A 16,848-nucleotide genomic window follows, 5' to 3' on the forward strand; every position below is an offset into this window, starting at 1 on the left:
AATCTGTGCGCTCCCCCTAAAGAACGTTACGCTGTGCGCGATGCCGCTATACTTACCAGCGCGATCGCGCTGTCTATCAGTTAGCTCAGATCTTTCCCACCTTGAAGCTTCTTTTTGTACTAATTGATTTGCGTCATTTATAAATTACGTCATTTTTAATTGACATAATGACTAATTTACTAAATTACGAAAGTGTGCTTTTATAGAAACACTAGTTGTAGGAACCCACTTCTGTGCTGACTATTACTTGTGCTTCACTATCGGGCGGACAAGGGAAATCAACGGTTTCACTGTTCCTAGGAAGGGTATTAGCTCGCTTGGGATACAGCGTATTGATGGTGGACGCTGACCCCCAGAGTAGTTTGACTTTTTATCTGGGTCATGATGTTGAGCCTAGCCAACCCACACTGCTGGAAGTTTTGAAGAAGCAAGTCAAAGTCGAGGATGGCATTTATGAACTGTCACACAGCAATATGTGGATTATTCCCTCTGATGAAGGGTTAGATAGCGTCCAGGACTTCTTGGCATCTTCTGGTATGGGAGCGGTGGTGTTAAAAAAGCGGTTGAGTGAAGTGGCAGACTTATTTACCTTCTGCATTATTGATTCCCCACCGCAGCGATCGCAGATTTGTTTAACGGCTGTAGGCGCGGCGGATGCTGTTCTCATTCCAGCAGAAGCTTCCTCGAAAGGTCTGAATTCTCTGATTCGCTTTTTGGAGTTAACCAAAGAACTGACAGATGTTGATGCCTTCACTGGTACGCTTTTGGGGGTTATTCCGTTTCGAGAACGGCGTTTTGGGAAAAATCAGGCGATTCAGAGCGTCAAAAGCCTTGAAGGAATGCGAGAGGCTGCCCAGGATATTCCAATTCTTCCAGCGATTCCTGAATCCGAGCAGTACAAAAAAGCGCTGGACTCTGGCGTTACCCTAGCGGAGTTAGGATACCCCCACCTCGAAGTGCCTTTTTTGAAAGTTGTCGAGTTACTCAAAGAGAAATGTCTTCACAAGATGCCTTCAGCAGGCTAAAGTCCCGCACCCGACCCACCGTTCCGCCTAGAGACACATCTGTGGTCAAAAAACCTGTAGAAGAAGGGGAGCTTTTCAGCGTACAGGCTGAGTCGGAGACATTGAAGACCGCTGACCTTGACGAAATAACTGAATTTAGTCATTTAGAAAACACCAAAGTTAGTAAATCTTTAGATGTGCCAGAACTCCAGGCTCAACCGACGAACTCCATTACTGAAGTTCGTTCTAAACCAAATACTGAATCTGACAAAGGTTCAGATCAGCTTTCTTTTGCACAAGAGTCGAATGAACTGAATGATGAGGTGGTGCGCTCTACTATTAGACTCTCGGCAGAGATTGATGAACAGATGAGGCAGTTGTGCCAACGGGAGAAAATCACAAAGGACACCTTTCTTGAGGCGGCGTACCTAGTGGTAGGTGAGGAAGGGGAACTGAGGACTAGAGTGTTACAGCTAGCTAAAGAGCGCTACAAGCAGCGCAAACAAATAGGGGAGAAGCGGAAATTGATGACAATGATGAAGAAGATAGGTGCTGATTGAAGGTTCTGTACTATTGTCTGATGGATGTACCTCCGCAGCGATGTGCTAATTAAAGTTCAAATGGAGTCAGCCGATATAAAGACTCCAAACATAAATAACTTTAAATAATATGGCTCTTCAGTACTTAGTATGCAAAATCAGCTAAAAAGCCTTACGGGGCAAGGCTCATAGCCTAAAAAAATATTTACTTCATGAAAATCCTTGCCCCGTAAGGCTTAGAGATTTTCCATATTGGATTTTGGCATAACAGGTACTGAAGAGCCAATAATATTTTTTGAGAGACAGCCTCTAGTTTTAGATTTTAGAGGCTGAATTTCAATTTTCAGATAGCTTCGCTTAAGGTGGGTCTTTTCAACCTACAAGCACTGTTTGATAAATCCGACAAAGCAGAACCAGACCTTTTAGAGCAATATAATCCACTCGTCCTTCTCAACAGCGATCGCGACTTTTGCCTAACGCATCCCGATGTGCTTTCCGGAAAGCACATCAGGATGCAGATTGCATTCGCTTTAGCGCCGCCAGATGTCTGCTCCTAGCTAATTCGCTCTCTAGGCTTTGCCCTTTGAGCAAGGCAGGAGAGAGCGAATCGCGAGAAAGAGCGATACCGTGAATGAGATCGCCTCTCTGACTTGGAAGTGCGTAGGGTAGATGCCGTAGGCATCGCCCCCTATTGGCTTAACATAAATTTAAGATGGCTCTAATTTAGGTGAAAAAGTTGAATAAAAAAGACTTTGATTATAAACCATCGTTGCTTCAACTGCAAAAGATACGTAAAGAATTTACAGAGGGCAGTGCAACAAGGGTCGTCCTCAATGAGATTAACACCTCATTCAATCGCGGAGAATTCGTTGTTTTATTAGGTAATAGCGGGAGCGGCAAAAGCACCCTGTTAAACCTGATTAGTGGCATCGAAAAGCCCACAGGTGGCTCTATCCTAATTAATGACGTGCCGATTACACAGCTAAACGAGCGAGAGCGTACACTGTTCCGGCGCGACCATATTGGTTTTGTCTTTCAATTCTTTAACCTGATTCCGACTTTGACGGTTTTAGAGAATGTCACGCTCCCTCAAGAATTGGCTGGGCGGGATAGGAAAGAAGTGGAACAAAAAGCTTTAAATCTCCTCGAAAAGGTCGGGTTGGCTGACCGCTCTCAAGCTTTCCCCGACAAGCTTTCAGGAGGTCAACAGCAGCGCGTTGCCATTGCTCGTGCCGTCATCCACGATCCAATGCTGGTGTTAGCCGATGAGCCAACGGGCAACCTGGATGAAGAAACGGGCGATCGCGTTTTGAAGCTGTTACTCGACCTAACGCGCAGCGCCAACAAAACCTTAATTATGGCAACTCACAACCCCGAAATTGCCAAGCTGGCTGACCGGGTTTGGCGCGTTCACGATGGACATCTACAAGAAGAATCAATCAAAACAGAAGGTATGGAGGAGGTTGTAGCTTGAGCGAGCAACTCAGTTTTAAGAAGCAACCTTCCATCTCTAACCAACCGTTATGGCGACTGGCATGGCGACGCATCAAGAGACGACCCTTCCAATACGTTCTGTTTATCTTGGGGGTGGCGCTGGGTGTTGCGATGATGGTATCAATCGACCTAGCTAATGGGTCAGCACAACGCGCCTTCGAGCTTTCCACGGATGCGATCGCGGGACGCACTACTCATCGCATTGAGGCTGTCGCACCAACAGGAGTAGACGAAGCGATTTATCGCCAGATTCGTCAAGACGCTAGTACTATCCCTGCTGCGCCAGTTGTCGAAGGGTATGCTGTAGCAGAAGAACTCGGCGCACAACCGATGCATCTGGTAGGCATCGATTTGTTTGCTGAAACTCCGTTTCGCAACTATTTCAACGACAACGACGATAGCACTCAGGGACAAGAGGGATTTACAACCTTTCTGACCGAACCGAATACCGTTATCCTCTCCCAAGACGTAGCCCAACAATATGGCGTATCTCCGGGTGATGCATTGTCCCTGAATTTGGCTGGACAGCACATTCCCGTGCGTGTAGTCGGGCTACTGCAACCCGCCAATGAAGTGACTCGCCGTGCCTTAAGCAACCTTCTGTTTACAGATATCGCCTCAGCTCAAGAGATTTTGGGGATGGTGGGTCATCTGAGCCATATTGACCTGATTGCTGAAACTGAAGCCGAACTTAGCTCAATACAAGCTATTTTGCCTTCTGGAGTGAAAGTAGAAGTAGCAGAAGCACAGAAGAATGCCGTTAAACAGATGACAGCGGCGTTTCAACTGAACCTAACTGCCTTAAGCCTCCTGGCATTGGTGGTTGGGATGTTTTTGATTTACAACACCGTCACCTTCAGCGTGATACAAAGACGGCCGATCTTCGGCATTCTGCGCTGCTTGGGCGTCACTCCAGGTCAACTCGGAATTCTCATCCTCAGCGAATCTGCTGTTTTGAGTCTAGTGGGGTCAGTTCTAGGAGTAGGGTTGGGGATTGTACTCGGTCGCTCGATTGTGGGATTGATTACCCAAACCATTAATGATTTTTATTTTGTCGTTAGCGTCCAGCAGGTCACGGTTTCTCAACAGACGTTAGTGAAAGGCATCATCATTGGCGTAAGTGCGGCGATTTTTGCGTCCCTGATTCCTGCTTTAGAAGCGATGCGGACTTCACCTCAAGGTACGCTGCAACGATCAACATTAGAAAGCAAAGTTCAGCGAATCCTCCCTTGGTTAGTTGTTGCTTGGTGCGTACTTACTCTGTTGGGAGTCATCTTGCTGCGGTTAAATGCAGGGGGTTTGGTTGTTGCCTTTGCCGGATTGTTTGCGATTCTGCTGGGTGCTGCCTTACTCACACCACCTGTAACGGCGTTGTTCATGCAACTGTTTGCTCCCCTAGGAAATGGTTTGTTTGGTATTTTGGGACGCATGGCTCCTCGAGATATTATTCGCTCATTGAGTCGAACTTCAGTTGCGATCGCCGCCTTAATGGTGGCAGTTTCCGTTATTGTGGGTGTTTCCATTATGGTCGGCTCGTTCCGAGGAACGGTTGTCCAGTGGCTCGATCAAACTTTACAAGCCGATATTTACGTCTCACCTCCCAGCACTACTGCCAATCGCGTCATAGGTAAGTTAGCTCCCGATGTCGTCGAGGAAATTAAGGATTGGGAGGGGATTGACCATTTCGTTACCTACAATGATGCTGATACGACCATCAAAGAATTTGACAAACGGGTGAAACTCATCTCTGCTGATGGAGATGTGTCGCAAGGCAAACGCCCCTATGCTTGGATTCGTGACAAGGGGGTAAAGCCTTGGCAACAGTTAGACGCAGGTCAAGGCATCATTATTTCCGAGGCGTTGATGCTGAGAGAGAATCTGACTGAACCGCCACAGTCCCTCACCTTGGAGACGACAGAAGGTTGGCGTAGTTTTCCTGTCCTAGCCGTGTTCTACGACTACTCCTCCGACCAAGGCACAGTTTTAATCGATGATGACTTATACGTCGATTTGTGGCAAGACAAGAGTATTGCTTCTGTGGGTTTATTTGTTGAGCCAGGGCGATCGGTTGATGAAATTGTCGCAGCAATCCGAAATCATTTCCAGGGACGACAGGATTTGCTAGTCCAGTCCAATCAAAGCTTACGCAATGGTTCCTTGGAGATTTTTGATCGCACCTTTGCCATCACCAACGCCTTGCGTCTCCTTGCTGTGATTGTTGCCTTTATTGGGGTTCTCAGTGCTTTGATGAGCCTGCAATTAGAGCGGACGAGGGAATTGGGCATTTTGCGAGCAACAGGAATGACTCCACGCCAGATGTGGCTGCTGACACTGCTGGAAACAGGGTTAATGGGCGCTACGGCTGGAGTGTTGGCAATGCCTTTGGGCTACGTTTTGGCTTGGATTTTAATTTACGTGATTAACGTGCGATCGTTTGGCTGGACATTGCAGATGCAACTACAACCCAGCTACTTCTGGCAGGCATTAGTGGTTGCTGTTGTCGCAGCACTTTTGGCAGGGATTTATCCTTCAGTGCGTCAGGGCAACACGATCATTGCTACAGCAATCCGTCAAGAATGATTTGAGAAGTAGCCAGGAGCCAGAAGTATTCCTGTGCGACTGGCAGTTCTTCTGACTTCTATATTCTCAATACTGACTCCTTTCATAAGACTTATGAAACGATTTTTAGCCTTTATTCTCATAGTTGGTTTAGTCGTCGGCAGCATTGCTTTGCTCGTCGTTCAGCCTCAGAAAGTAGCCGAGAAAGGAAGTGCTTCTGTTGCATGGCTTGCTGACAATAACCAAGCCAACTCAGATGGTTTTAAACGGGTTTTTAGCCCAAGCGAAATCGTGTTTCCTCGGGACTTAGGCGCTCACGAGGACTATCAAACGGAGTGGTGGTATTATACGGGGAATTTAGAAACCTCCACAGGTCACCCCTTTGGGTTTCAGTTAACCATTTTTCGACGGGGTTTAACTCCTTCAATTCAACCTGTAAGTACTGATAATCGCTCAGACTGGCGCACTAATCAGGTATATTTTGCCCATTTCACCATTAGCGATATTGCCGACAAAGCCTTCTATCCCGCTGAACGTTTTAGCAGAGGAGCAGCAGGATTAGCTGGAGCGCAAGCCGTTCCCTATCGAGTCTGGCTCCAGGATTGGTCATTCACAGAAATTGCCCCAGGTCAAGTGCAGCTTGCAGCTAAAACTGACCAAGTCGCTTTAGATTTGGTTGTTAAGGAAACATTGCCTCCTATTTTACAGGGCGATCGCGGCTACAGTGCCAAAAGTTCAGAACCCGGAAATGCCTCTTACTACTACTCAATTGTGCATCAAGAAACCACTGGGAAAGTAACAGTAAAAGGAGAGACGTTTGAGGTTACAGGCTTAACTTGGAAAGACCATGAATACTCAACCAGCTCTCTCAGCGCTGATGACGTGGGCTGGGACTGGTTTTCGTTGCAACTCGATAACGATACCTCGCTGATGTTATACCTATTGCGGCGTAAAGATGGAACCATAGAATCCGTTTCTAGCGGTTCTTTCATTACTGCTGACGGTACGGTGCAACCATTGAACAACACTGATTGGCAATTAGAGGTATTGGATACTTGGAAAAGCCCAACCAGTAAAGCACAGTATCCGGCTAAGTGGCGGCTTGCAATTCCAAAGCTAGCGTTGAATTTGGAAGGACAGCCGTTGATGCCCAATCAAGAACTCAACCTTTCTACCACTTATTGGGAAGGCGCAGTTAGGTTCAAAGGTACGCAAGCTGGAAAGCCAGTTCAGGCACAAGGTTATGTTGAAATGACTGGCTACACCAGCACATTAGCAAACGTTCTTTAACAGAATTAAGCAATATGAATGAACCTCTAACTGTTGAGCGATCTGCCGAAGGCGGCAACGCAACGCTCTCGCAGAATCGATTGATTACAATTTTGGCTGTCGGTTCTAGGGGAGACGTGCAGCCCGATCTACCAAAGAGTGTATTCCTATGCGACTCTGTTCCGCATGAGTGGCTTTTTCCGCGAATGGCTGCTGTTGTCCATCATGGAGGCACTAACACCACTGCCGAAGATTGCGTGCAGGTGTCCCCTCGATAGTCGTCCCGTTCTTTGGAGATCAGCCTATGTGGGGTCAACGAGTTGCTGACTTAGGTGTGGGACTATCACCAATTCCCTACAAGGAACTATCAGTGGAGGGATTGGCGGCTGCAATCCAAGTGGCTGTTAGCGATGAAGCTATGCGTTCCCGTGCGATCGCGCTCGGGCAAAAGATTAGGGCAGAAGATGGCATCGCCAATGCTATTGAGGCATTCGATCGCCATCTTAGCTTGCAGAAATAAGAACGCTCTTTTCCACAAAATTCTCAAATAACTTGTGTTTGCTGTACCAATTCAACTAAAAATTTAATGGTTCAAAACATCCTCAGTGCAAAAACTCCAGAAGGTCAAACTCATCGGGGACACTTGCGTGCCTTACGGGAGGACACGATCACGTACATCGAGCATTTAGCGCGACAAGGTGACCTTCTCCGCATCTCGTTTGGACTTCTTGGTTCAGCCTATTTCGTCAATAGTCCTGACTTAGTGCAAGAGATTCTGCTGAAGCAAGCCAGGAAGTTTCACAAGCCTTTTATCGTCAAATACACGGCAAAAGAGTTTTTCGGCGAAAACCTCTTCACGAGTGATGACGAACTGTGGCAAGTATTACGTGCTGCCATTCAACCTGCATTTCATGCTCAGAGGCTCAACGCCTATGCCAGCATCATGGTGGACTACACCAAGGCTATGATTTCTCAATGGCAACCGGGTCAAGTCATTGATATTCCACAAGCCATGATGGATTTAACGTTAGGCATTACGACTAAAGCTTTATTTGGTCAAGATTTACGCAATGATGTAGCAGGTCAAGCAATTATCCGCTTCATTGAACTATTCTCCCAGCGACTTAGTGGATTTCCAGTACCAGCTTGGTTGCCCATTCCTAGTAATTGGGAAATCAAACGACAGATTGCAATTATCGATCGCCACCTCAGCCCGTTGATTGCAGAACGTCATCAGTCCTTTGCAGAGCATGACGATGTTTTGTCTATGCTGATTCAGGCGCAAGCCGCAGACACGACAGGGCTTCTCACGAATCAACAAATCAAAAACGAAGTCCTGAACTTATTTGCTGCGGGCTATGAAGTCACAGCGCATACACTGGCGTTTACCTTGTATCTCATCTCTCAACATCCAGATGTGGAAGCACGATTGCTTGAGGAAATCGATCGAGTTGTTGGTCAAAGAGCGATCACAATTCCCGATCTAGAGCAAATGCCGTACCTAGAAATGGTTTTGAAAGAATCCATGCGCCTGTTGCCTGTCACAACTTTGCTGTCCCGTCAAGCCGTAGAAAGTGTTGTGCTTAAAGGTGGTTATACCCTTCCTAAAAACAGTGTTGTACTCTTTGCGCCGTGGACGCTGCATCGTTGCTCGGAGTACTTCCCTAACCCACTTAGCTTTGACCCAGAGCGGTTTCATCCCGATTGCAAAGATAAAATTCCTAAGTTTGCCTACCTACCATTTTCTGCGGGTCCTCGCATCTGCATTGGCAATGCATTCGCAATGATGCAGATGCGAATCAATTTAGCAACGATTTTGCAAGACTATCGGCTAACTGTCGCCCCTGAATATCAATTCGAGCCATTCTACAGTTTCAATACTCGTCCTAAAAACGGATTACCTATGACTGTGGAGGTTAGGTGAGACTGCTCCAAAGCCCTGAGCGGCTTGAGAAGACACTCACTGTGGGGTAAATTCGTCAATCCAAGCTGTTCGTACATCAGCATTTTGATTAGCTTGCCAAACTCTGCCGCTAATTAGCCGATTAATCACGCCTTTTGAGTCGGGTTCGCGATCTACGTAGCCGCCAAGAGTGACTAATCGATCCTCCGGCTGTAAATCTACAACAGCTATCAGGGAATCAAACGCTTTGGAACAGCCGTGAATGTGTCCAATCGCCAGAATACGCATGGCTACTATGATAGCTTGTTAACTCAAGCCGAAATAAACTTGAAAAAATCAGAGCGATCGCTGTTTGGGCTGGTATTCCGAAGGCGTGATCGCACAGCTCCATTCACTGGCTTGTTGAACTTTCCGGTAAACTGGCAACTGCCGAACTGTTTTCTCAAGCTCTGGCCCTCTACGAATCAGAGCAGCGGGAAGCAGCCGCCCAAAAGTTCCAAGCCTGCCTAAACCAAAATCCTTTAGATGGGGTAGCAAAAACCTATCGCGATCTCTGCGAGTCTGACCCACTCTCGAGACATTTCGTGTAATTGCGCCTTTCACCCTTAACAATTCGTTGGTTCGACGGAGGTAGGCTTGGTTTGTCTAGCCTCAGACTTCCAGTCTGTGGGCGATTTACTCTCATTGGGATGCTCCCCATCTGTATGCAGCGAGCACCTTGAGTTGTTGTGGGGAGGTGGAGGCATGTCGGCAAACCACACTTTTTCCACACCTTGCTAGTGAATAAGGAATTGTTCTATTGTTTATTTAGCCAGCTAAATAAACACAGAGATGCCTGAAAAACCCATGCTCCAAACCATTGCCTACCTAATGGTGCAAGTTTGTAGGGCGCACCGCAATCAAGCTAGCGTGGTTCTGGCTGAACTAGGACTCCACACGGGACAAGAGATTTTGCTCATGCACCTGTGGGAAAACGATGGTCTAATCCAATCTGAACTGGCTCTTCTGATGGAGGTGGAACCTCCAACCTTAACTAAGATGCTACACCGCATGGAAAAAGTTAGGTTACTGGAGCGGCGCCGGGATGAACAGGATGCTCGAAGCTACCGGATTTACTTAACTGACAAGGGTCGAGCGCTTTTTGAACCAGTCACCCACGTCTGGAATGTCCAGGAAAACCGGATCTTGACCGACCTGACGCTAGAGGAGCAACTCCTGTTTCGTCGGTTGCTTTTGCAAGTCCGCAGTAACCTAACGTGAACATTCTTTTTTTTTGTGATTTACTTAGCCAGCTAAATAAACAGAGTAGATAGGAGAAGCCTGTATGGATCTGTTAACACTGGATAGCTTGCCTGCCCAGTTACGAAATGCGATTACACACCGCGACTTGGCGCGGGGAGAAAACCTTTTCCAGCAGGGGGAGGAAACATCTGCCTTTTTCATTGTGGAAACGGGACGAGTTAAACTGATGCGCTACACGACTGGGGACAAAGTGGTGACGTTTCAGGTGGCTAGACCTGGGAAGAGTTTGGCTGAGATTGCCTTGTTCTCGGACACTTACCCTTGTGCGGCGGTGGCTGAAGTCGCTTCAAGGGTAATTGTTTATCCCAAGCAACTACTTTTGTCAGCACTTCGTGAAAATCCCGACTTAGCAGAAGATTTTATGGCAATGCTGGTGCGGAAAATTCAGGCGCTGAAAGTCCGCTTAGAGTTGCGGGACATTCGAGCGGCTCATGAGCGGCTGCTGCGATATCTGCGTTACCAAGTACAGCCTGGAGAGCAAAATCTGGTCAACTTCGAGCGCCCACTCAAGGATATTGCCGCCGAGTTGGGGCTTACGCCTGAAACCCTTTCACGCGCTTTGACTCGGCTGGAGCAAGAAGGGATGATTACGCGGACACGGCTACAAATCACCCTTCAGAATTCACCCGCCGCTTGATTCAAATCAATGCAATTGTTTGTAAGAGCGAGTATTCTAGTCGCAGGTTTAGATGGAGCCTCGAAAATGCCAAATTTTTTCAAAATTAGCTCTACATCGTTCGCTCAAAATCTGTATAATCGGCTGCCAACTGTTCAAATAGTCGATGCGTGTTGCACCTTACCAGTACGTGATTCAGCCGAGAGTGGAACGGGCAAAGCCGTTATTGCAACACAGAGGGCGTGATTGCTGGCGGTTCAATTCAGACGGTGTGTCTCATTGCCATCATCGCTATTTCCATTCTCAAACCTGGGGACGAACAGATATTAAATCAAAACAGAAGTCAACGGCTTGTGCGGCGTGACTTTTTTCATGAATGAGCGGCAGTACCTAGCCTACGACTCTAGAGCAAAGGAGACAAGAAATGCAGATTGAAGGCGCAATTGCCTTAGTTACAGGTGCAAATGGCGGTATTGGTAAATATTACGTTGAGGCACTGCAAGCAGCAGGAGCCGCTCGGATCTATGCAGGGGCAAGGAATCCCAACTCTGTGAGTGAGATGGTGGCGGCTGACCCACAACGGGTTATCCCAATTCAACTCGACATCACCGATGAGCAATCTGTGAGTACTGCTACTACCAAGTGCCAGGATGTTACCCTGCTAATTAACAACGCTGGCATAGGGCTTCTCAAAGGGTTTATCTCTGCGCCCGACCTCTCTAGTGCGAAAGCCGAGATAGAGGTCAATTATTTTGGCACGCTGTTGATGTGCCGTGCCTTTGCTCCTATTCTGAAAGCGAATGGTGGGGGAGCGCTCGTCAATATGCTAACGATTCTGGCGAAAGCCAATCTTCCCATGAATGGGTCTTACAGCGCTTCCAAGGCAGCGGCTCTATCAATGACTCAGGGAATCAGAGCTGAACTGACACAACAGGGGACGCTGGTTGTCGCTGTGATGCCGGCAACAGTGGATGCTGGAATGAGTAAGCATTTTCCTCCGCCCAAAGTGGCTCCAGAGGTGGTGGCTCAGACGGCATTGCAAGCTGTGATTGATGAAGTTGAGGATGTTTACCCCGGCGAGCAGGCAACAGAAATGGCAGCGCAATTGCTACTAGACCCCAAAGCGGTTGAAAAGTGGATGGCGACGATGCTGCCTGTTGATTGAACCTAAAAAAGCCATGAGTTAGGTGACTAATGGGGTTTTATCGTGGTTGCCTAGCGTAACGCAGTAGATACAAAGTCCTATCACCACAGAAAAAATACCATTGTGAGTCTATGACAACACAAACCCTTGTAGAGCAGAAATACCTGATCAAGCTAACTCCTGAAAATTCCGTCTTAGTAATGGTTGATTACCTGACAGGATTCCTGCCAGGGCTGCGGACAATGGACCGAGACACCTACATGAACAACGTCACAGCACTGGCTAAAATCGGCAAAATTTTCCAACTGCCCACCATCATCCTTGGGGATGAAGGCGGTTTTCGCGGCGAGTTCTTCCCCCAGATTTCCCAGTATTTATCACATGGCTGGCGAATTGAACGTCATACCCCCAGTGCGTGGCATGAACCAAAGTTTGTTGAAGCCTTGCAAAAGTTCAACCGCCCTAAAGTGATTATGGCTGGTATTTCCATCGATAACTGTGTGTTGCAAACAACACTCGATGTCTTACGCGCTGGGTACGAAGTATATGTTGTCGTGGATGTCTCAGGAACCGAGTCCAAGCTGGTGGAAGATGCTGCCATTATGCGAATGACCCAAGCTGGGGCTGTGATGACGAATTGGGTATCACTTGCCTCCGAGTTAATGGCTGATTGGAACAGCTCCACAGGAGATGAGGTTGGGAAATTGTATCAAGAACACAGTAAGTGGGGCGAGTCTTGATGAGACAGTTTGGTTCCGAGCGCCCCAGTGTTTTCTACTGCGGTGATGATGCGGATGCCAAGGCGATCGCAGCCAGTTTAATTGGGATTCTTGCGGAAAGCTATGTGAAAAGTACACGCACGCGATCGCTAACGCCGTACACGCCATTGAGTTATTCTTTGTCGAATTTCTATAAAAGTGACATCTGTCCGTAGATTACCCACTTCTAAAAATCCGATCCAGACTTCGGCATCCGGGTAGCGCAAGGTCTTGGTATCGATATTGAGAAAGAAGTTCTTAACTAACAGGCACTACCCCACCGTATATCTCTAACCGTCTGGGCTATCCGTTGTTTGTCCCTACTCGAACATTTTAAGAGAACAGTATATGGCACACATTCTGCACCTTGACTCTAGTCCTCGTGGCGATCGCTCCATTTCACGCACTCTGACGAAGGAATTTATCACAGACTGGAAAGCCTCTTATCCAAGCGATATCGTTACTTATCGAGACTTAGGACATTATCCGGTTCCGGCTGTGGATGAACCCTGGATTGCAGCATCCTTCGCCCCAGCCGAATCCAGAACGACCGAACTAGCAGCGGTGATTAAAACCTCTGATGAGTTAATTGATGAGTTTCTGGCTGCTGACTATTATGTTTTTGGAGTGCCGATGTTCAACTTCAGCATCCCCTCTACTCTCAAGGCTTACATTGACCAAATTCTTCGAGTCAACCGAACTTTTGTTATCAACAATGGCGGCTACGAAGGTTTAGCAAAAAACAAAAAGATGTTGATTATTACTGCCCGTGGTGGCACTTATGGGCCTGGAACTCCCTCCGCTCAGTACGACTTTCAAGAACCTTACCTCCGAACAGCTTTTGGCTTCATCGGCATTACAGATATTACGTTTATTCACGCCGATAATCTGGCGGCAGGTGATGAAGTTCGTCAACAGTCTCTGACTGCGGCTCGTGCAGCGATTGAGAAAATGGTTGCCAGTTGGTGAGATAGCCCGATGAGTAAGCCCAACCCCTAACGATGAAAAAGATTGGTTTATCTATTGCGGCGAGTCTTGGTAGTTTTTGTCTCATTTTCCACAGCACTTGTGTATTGGCTCAAACTGATGAACCTCCTGTTGTAAGTTATAAGCAAGAGCTGACGGTAAATTCTGCTGTTGTTGAAGCCGATGCAGAAGCCGTTTCTCAAAACCAATCTTTGGAAACCACCATAGAAGGTCAGGTAACTTCCGTAAGCCAGCTAAAAGATGTGCAGCCGACCGATTGGGCTTTTCAGGCTCTTCAATCATTAGTCGAGCGCTATGGAGCGTTAGCCGGTTATCCAGATGGCACCTTCCGGGGCAACCGAGCTATGACCCGCTACGAATTTGCAGCCGCTTTCAATGCAGCCCTTGACCAAGTAAATGAGCTAATCAGGACGGAGAAAGAGAATTTAGTTTCTCCTGAGGACTTAGCGACGTTGCAGCGACTGCAACAGGAGTTTGCCGTAGAGCTAGCAACATGGCGGGGTCGGGTTGATGCACTCGAAGCTCGTACAGCCGAGCTGGAGGCATATCAGTTTTCCACAACAACAAAGCTGACGGGTCAAGCTATCTTCGCTGTGAATGCAGGGGGGTTTGATGGTGAACGTATCATTGCTCCCAGAGGTGCAGTAGTTAGCGAAGACCAACCCAATCCCACGGTCATTTATCGAGCCAGTCTAGACTTAAACACCAGCTTTCACGGGACCGACCTACTGAAAATCCGCTTGGTGACAGGTAGTGATGGTATCACTGATAACGCAGCTGGCTTTCTCGAACCCAACCTGGGTAGTACCCTGGACTTCTCAGTTCCCGGTAGAGACAGTCAGTTCAGCCTGGCGCGACTGTACTACACCTTTGCTCCTGTCCAAGACCTAAAAGTGACGATTGGTCCAAGGATAGTTGCCCCAGACTTTGTGGATAAGAATCGCTATGCGAGCGTCAGCTTTCTGGACTTCTCAACGCAAGCCTTGGTCAGCAACTTCATCCTATTCCCTAGACCTGGGGGAGCCGGTGCCGTTGTTGACTGGCATCCGGCAGGAGGAGCCTTGAAGTTACGGGGAATTTACGTGTCTGGGGATGCGACAAATAGTTTCCCTGAGAACCAGCGGTTAATCGGTGGCGGAGGGCTTCAAGATATCCGGCTATTCCCTACAGCGGGTGGGGGGGCTGACGGGGGGTTATTCGGCGACCCCTACCAAGGTTTTTTGGAACTGGAATACGCTCCCAGCCAAACCTTTACTGTTCGCCTTCAGTACAGCGGCGGTCGGGTATTTGGTAGCAGTTTTCAGGGGTTTGGGGTCAACTTTGACCTGGCAGTGAGTAACCAACTGGGCGTATTTGGTCGCTACGGCTATGCTACCTACCCTGACACGACATTGGGTGATATTAACCCCAACTACTGGATGGCAGGGGTGGCGTTAAGAGACTTATTTGTACCGCGTGCTCTCTTCGGTATTGCGCTCGGTCAACCTTTTATTGAAAGTGCTGTCGGGAATGCCACTCAAACTAATTTTGAAGCGTTTTACAACTTCCCGGTCAGTGACAATATCCGGATTACGCCCTTGATTCAGGTGATTACCCATCCGGCTAACCAGGAGGCTAACGGCACGATTGTCACTGGCACATTACGAACAGTCTTTTCCTTCTAAAAAACACAATGTAACCTAGCAACGGTATGTACTTATGAAGCAGTCTAATCCTAACTCGCTCCTAACCAAAGCCACGTTGCTCGGTGCTAGCACGCTAACGGTGATGTCAGGGGCAACCATTGCTCCTTCTCTACCTGCCATGCAAGACCACTTTGCCTCAGTGGGGAACGTGGAACTTTGGGTAAGACTGGTCTTGACGGTTCCTGCGCTATTTATCGTCATTGGTTCGCCCCTTGCCGGAGTCATTGTAGATCGGCTGGGACGCAAACCTTTATTAGTTATCTCCGCTGCACTATATGGTTTTGCCGGGAGTTCTGGCTTTTTCCTGGACTCTCTGTTTGCGATTTTGTGCGGTCGTGCCTTGCTGGGTTTATCTGTTGCCGGGGTTATAGTCAGTGCCACGACGCTGATTGCCGACTACTATATCGGAGCTGCCCGCGCTAGTTTCATGGGTTTACAAGCCGCCTTTATGGGGCTGGGAGGAGTCTTGTTTCTGTCTACTGGCGGTTCTTTGGCTGAGTCGAGCTGGCGCTACCCTTTCTTGATTTATCTGTTGGCTTGGCTCCTGCTGCCCTTGATTGTGACATTTATCTACGAGCCGCGTCGCGTTAACCCACTTACACCCCAAAGGGGCAATCAACCTAGCACCAACGCTTCCACACCCACAAAGCTGCTCTTACTTATCTATGGAGTTACGACCCTCAGCCAGGTTATCTTTTACTTGGTTCCAGTACAGTTACCCTTCTATCTCCGCAGCCTGACGAATGCTAGTGCGTCCCAAAGTGGGATGGCGATCGCTCTTTGTACTCTGTTTAGTGCCATAGCCTCTATGGGCTATGGCAAGGTAAAAACACGACTGGACTTTGTGAGCATTTTGCCCCTCATTTTCTTCCTCATGGGCATCGGCTACGTCCAAATTGGTTTAGCGGGCAGCTATGCACTCATCCTGATCGGTTTAGCGATTGCAGGTTTGGGACTAGGACTGCTGATGCCCAATATGACGGTGTGGGTATCCGCTGCTGTACCCGATGCCGTGCGGGGACGGGCTTTAGGTGGACTTTCTACCTCTTTATTTTTGGGGCAGTTTCTCTCACCCATTGTCACCCAGCCTGTGAGTCAAAAGTTTGGTTTGGGGGTGACTTACGCCTTTTGTGGCACACTACTGTTGGTTTTGGGGGTTAGTTTTATTGCTATGAAACGGCAAGTCACGGCTTTTACCGCTACTGCCTCAAAAGCACCTTAAATGGTGGTGGTGTCGGAGCGATCGACTAGGCGCGATCGCAGCAACAATGCCAACAGGATCGAGGCGTGCCGTTGGGCCGAGAACCAGCAATCCGATACCAATAAAACCAGTGATCGCGTTTACCACCCTCTTTAGCTCCTTTGCCTCCCTCGCCTATGGGCGGGTCAAGACACGCCTAGACTTTATCAGCATCCTCACACTCATCTTTAGACCCATGGGCGTTAGCTATGTGATTATCGATCGGGTTCAGAGCTACGAGCAGATTCTCATCGGGCTTGCAGTGAGTGGCTTAGGTTTGGGACTATTGATGCCTAACGGGACTTAGACAGATTTCAAGCCCAAACAAAGCCCAAAGCTGCTTTGTAA

The 16,848-nt window shown here is 48.1% G+C and carries 21 protein-coding genes; 19 read left to right on the forward strand and 2 right to left on the reverse strand.

All coding sequences use genetic code 11. The annotated features are described in order from the left end of the window. The first annotated feature begins 233 nt into the window (after positions 1 to 233). From AC5JL3_RS12735 to AC5JL3_RS12775, 9 genes are all read left to right on the forward strand, one after another. Positions 234 to 1,025 (forward strand): ParA family protein, encoded by a 792-nt coding sequence (locus AC5JL3_RS12735; RefSeq protein WP_496074842.1) that lies wholly within the window; start codon positions 234 to 236, stop codon positions 1,023 to 1,025. Beyond that, positions 995 to 1,564 (forward strand): carboxysome distribution maintenance protein McdB, encoded by a 570-nt coding sequence (locus tag AC5JL3_RS12740; RefSeq protein ID WP_496074843.1) that lies wholly within the window; start codon positions 995 to 997, stop codon positions 1,562 to 1,564. Before AC5JL3_RS12735 ends, AC5JL3_RS12740 begins: the two co-directional genes overlap by 31 nt. Before the next feature lie 341 nt (positions 1,565 to 1,905). Next, positions 1,906 to 2,100, forward strand: coding sequence for a hypothetical protein (locus AC5JL3_RS12745; RefSeq protein WP_496074844.1), 195 nt, complete (start codon positions 1,906 to 1,908; stop codon positions 2,098 to 2,100). 179 nt (positions 2,101 to 2,279) lie between these two features. Continuing rightward, positions 2,280 to 3,017 (forward strand): ABC transporter ATP-binding protein, encoded by a 738-nt coding sequence (locus AC5JL3_RS12750; protein ID WP_496074845.1) that lies wholly within the window; start codon positions 2,280 to 2,282, stop codon positions 3,015 to 3,017. Then, a complete protein-coding gene (locus AC5JL3_RS12755; RefSeq protein WP_496074846.1) occupies positions 3,014 to 5,617 on the forward strand; it encodes an FtsX-like permease family protein in 2,604 nt (867 codons plus the stop codon). Before AC5JL3_RS12750 ends, AC5JL3_RS12755 begins: the two co-directional genes overlap by 4 nt. 93 nt (positions 5,618 to 5,710) lie before the next feature. Further along, the gene (locus AC5JL3_RS12760; RefSeq protein ID WP_496074847.1) at positions 5,711 to 6,886 is read left to right on the forward strand and encodes a lipocalin-like domain-containing protein; all 1,176 of its coding nucleotides are present in this window, start codon (positions 5,711 to 5,713) and stop codon (positions 6,884 to 6,886) included. Positions 6,887 to 6,900: 14 nt separating this feature from the next. After that, entirely contained in the window at positions 6,901 to 7,143 is a 243-nt protein-coding gene (locus AC5JL3_RS12765; RefSeq protein ID WP_496074848.1) for a glycosyltransferase, read from the forward strand. Positions 7,144 to 7,169: 26 nt separating this feature from the next. Further along, positions 7,170 to 7,385: a hypothetical protein gene (locus AC5JL3_RS12770; protein ID WP_496074849.1), complete on the forward strand. Its 216-nt coding sequence runs from the start codon at positions 7,170 to 7,172 to the stop codon at positions 7,383 to 7,385. Positions 7,386 to 7,451: 66 nt separating this feature from the next. Further along, the gene (locus AC5JL3_RS12775) at positions 7,452 to 8,789 is read left to right on the forward strand and encodes a cytochrome P450 (RefSeq protein ID WP_496074850.1); all 1,338 of its coding nucleotides are present in this window, start codon (positions 7,452 to 7,454) and stop codon (positions 8,787 to 8,789) included. Positions 8,790 to 8,825: 36 nt separating this feature from the next. Here AC5JL3_RS12775 and AC5JL3_RS12780 read toward each other — a convergent pair whose 3' ends face one another. Together AC5JL3_RS12780 and AC5JL3_RS12785 are read right to left on the reverse strand one after the other, a co-directional pair. Next, the gene (locus tag AC5JL3_RS12780) at positions 8,826 to 9,056 is read right to left on the reverse strand and encodes a hypothetical protein (protein ID WP_496074851.1); all 231 of its coding nucleotides are present in this window, start codon (positions 9,054 to 9,056) and stop codon (positions 8,826 to 8,828) included. Between the two features lie 48 nt (positions 9,057 to 9,104). Next, positions 9,105 to 9,338, reverse strand: a complete 234-nt coding sequence (locus AC5JL3_RS12785; RefSeq protein ID WP_496074852.1) for a hypothetical protein — start codon at positions 9,336 to 9,338, stop codon at positions 9,105 to 9,107. 261 nt (positions 9,339 to 9,599) lie between these two features. Between AC5JL3_RS12785 and AC5JL3_RS12790 the strand changes: the two genes are divergently transcribed. The 10 genes from AC5JL3_RS12790 to AC5JL3_RS12835 all read left to right on the forward strand — a co-directional run bounded on the left by AC5JL3_RS12790 (position 9,600) and on the right by AC5JL3_RS12835 (position 16,807). Beyond that, the gene (locus tag AC5JL3_RS12790) at positions 9,600 to 10,028 is read left to right on the forward strand and encodes a MarR family winged helix-turn-helix transcriptional regulator (RefSeq protein ID WP_496074853.1); all 429 of its coding nucleotides are present in this window, start codon (positions 9,600 to 9,602) and stop codon (positions 10,026 to 10,028) included. A 64-nt stretch (positions 10,029 to 10,092) separates the two neighbouring features. Beyond that, positions 10,093 to 10,707 carry a Crp/Fnr family transcriptional regulator gene (locus AC5JL3_RS12795; RefSeq protein WP_496074854.1) on the forward strand — a complete coding sequence of 205 codons (615 nt, stop codon included), beginning with the start codon at positions 10,093 to 10,095 and terminating at the stop codon, positions 10,705 to 10,707. Between the two features lie 145 nt (positions 10,708 to 10,852). Continuing rightward, on the forward strand, positions 10,853 to 11,050 hold the full coding sequence (locus tag AC5JL3_RS12800) for a hypothetical protein (RefSeq protein ID WP_496074855.1): 198 nt from the start codon (positions 10,853 to 10,855) through the stop codon (positions 11,048 to 11,050). Positions 11,051 to 11,110: 60 nt separating this feature from the next. Then, the gene (locus AC5JL3_RS12805) at positions 11,111 to 11,851 is read left to right on the forward strand and encodes an SDR family oxidoreductase (RefSeq protein ID WP_496074856.1); all 741 of its coding nucleotides are present in this window, start codon (positions 11,111 to 11,113) and stop codon (positions 11,849 to 11,851) included. 110 nt (positions 11,852 to 11,961) lie between these two features. Then, positions 11,962 to 12,570 carry an isochorismatase family protein gene (locus tag AC5JL3_RS12810; RefSeq protein ID WP_496074857.1) on the forward strand — a complete coding sequence of 203 codons (609 nt, stop codon included), beginning with the start codon at positions 11,962 to 11,964 and terminating at the stop codon, positions 12,568 to 12,570. Then, the gene (locus tag AC5JL3_RS12815) at positions 12,570 to 12,764 is read left to right on the forward strand and encodes a hypothetical protein (RefSeq protein WP_496074858.1); all 195 of its coding nucleotides are present in this window, start codon (positions 12,570 to 12,572) and stop codon (positions 12,762 to 12,764) included. The genes AC5JL3_RS12810 and AC5JL3_RS12815 overlap by 1 nt, the downstream gene beginning before the upstream one ends. A gap of 172 nt (positions 12,765 to 12,936) precedes the next feature. Continuing rightward, entirely contained in the window at positions 12,937 to 13,557 is a 621-nt protein-coding gene (locus AC5JL3_RS12820; RefSeq protein ID WP_496074859.1) for an FMN-dependent NADH-azoreductase, read from the forward strand. A 32-nt stretch (positions 13,558 to 13,589) separates the two neighbouring features. Continuing rightward, the gene (locus tag AC5JL3_RS12825) at positions 13,590 to 15,239 is read left to right on the forward strand and encodes an iron uptake porin (RefSeq protein WP_496074860.1); all 1,650 of its coding nucleotides are present in this window, start codon (positions 13,590 to 13,592) and stop codon (positions 15,237 to 15,239) included. Between the two features lie 34 nt (positions 15,240 to 15,273). Further along, positions 15,274 to 16,482, forward strand: coding sequence for an MFS transporter (locus AC5JL3_RS12830; protein ID WP_496074861.1), 1,209 nt, complete (start codon positions 15,274 to 15,276; stop codon positions 16,480 to 16,482). Positions 16,483 to 16,528: 46 nt separating this feature from the next. Beyond that, a complete protein-coding gene (locus tag AC5JL3_RS12835; protein WP_496074862.1) occupies positions 16,529 to 16,807 on the forward strand; it encodes a hypothetical protein in 279 nt (92 codons plus the stop codon). Positions 16,808 to 16,848: the final 41 nt, after the last annotated feature.

This window comes from Symplocastrum torsivum (assembly GCF_059505465.1).

Coding starts and splice junctions, on each gene's coding strand:
- AC5JL3_RS12740 (WP_496074843.1), top strand. CDS start 995: ATGTCTTCACAAGATGCCTTCAGCAGGCTAAAGTCCCGCACCCGACCC.
- AC5JL3_RS12760 (WP_496074847.1), top strand. CDS start 5,711: ATGAAACGATTTTTAGCCTTTATTCTCATAGTTGGTTTAGTCGTCGGC.
- AC5JL3_RS12765 (WP_496074848.1), top strand. CDS start 6,901: ATGAATGAACCTCTAACTGTTGAGCGATCTGCCGAAGGCGGCAACGCA.
- AC5JL3_RS12770 (WP_496074849.1), top strand. CDS start 7,170: ATGTGGGGTCAACGAGTTGCTGACTTAGGTGTGGGACTATCACCAATT.
- AC5JL3_RS12775 (WP_496074850.1), top strand. CDS start 7,452: ATGGTTCAAAACATCCTCAGTGCAAAAACTCCAGAAGGTCAAACTCAT.
- AC5JL3_RS12780 (WP_496074851.1), bottom strand. CDS start 9,056: ATGCGTATTCTGGCGATTGGACACATTCACGGCTGTTCCAAAGCGTTT.
- AC5JL3_RS12790 (WP_496074853.1), top strand. CDS start 9,600: ATGCCTGAAAAACCCATGCTCCAAACCATTGCCTACCTAATGGTGCAA.
- AC5JL3_RS12795 (WP_496074854.1), top strand. CDS start 10,093: ATGGATCTGTTAACACTGGATAGCTTGCCTGCCCAGTTACGAAATGCG.
- AC5JL3_RS12800 (WP_496074855.1), top strand. CDS start 10,853: ATGCGTGTTGCACCTTACCAGTACGTGATTCAGCCGAGAGTGGAACGG.
- AC5JL3_RS12805 (WP_496074856.1), top strand. CDS start 11,111: ATGCAGATTGAAGGCGCAATTGCCTTAGTTACAGGTGCAAATGGCGGT.
- AC5JL3_RS12810 (WP_496074857.1), top strand. CDS start 11,962: ATGACAACACAAACCCTTGTAGAGCAGAAATACCTGATCAAGCTAACT.
- AC5JL3_RS12815 (WP_496074858.1), top strand. CDS start 12,570: ATGAGACAGTTTGGTTCCGAGCGCCCCAGTGTTTTCTACTGCGGTGAT.
- AC5JL3_RS12820 (WP_496074859.1), top strand. CDS start 12,937: ATGGCACACATTCTGCACCTTGACTCTAGTCCTCGTGGCGATCGCTCC.
- AC5JL3_RS12825 (WP_496074860.1), top strand. CDS start 13,590: ATGAAAAAGATTGGTTTATCTATTGCGGCGAGTCTTGGTAGTTTTTGT.
- AC5JL3_RS12830 (WP_496074861.1), top strand. CDS start 15,274: ATGAAGCAGTCTAATCCTAACTCGCTCCTAACCAAAGCCACGTTGCTC.
- AC5JL3_RS12835 (WP_496074862.1), top strand. CDS start 16,529: ATGCCAACAGGATCGAGGCGTGCCGTTGGGCCGAGAACCAGCAATCCG.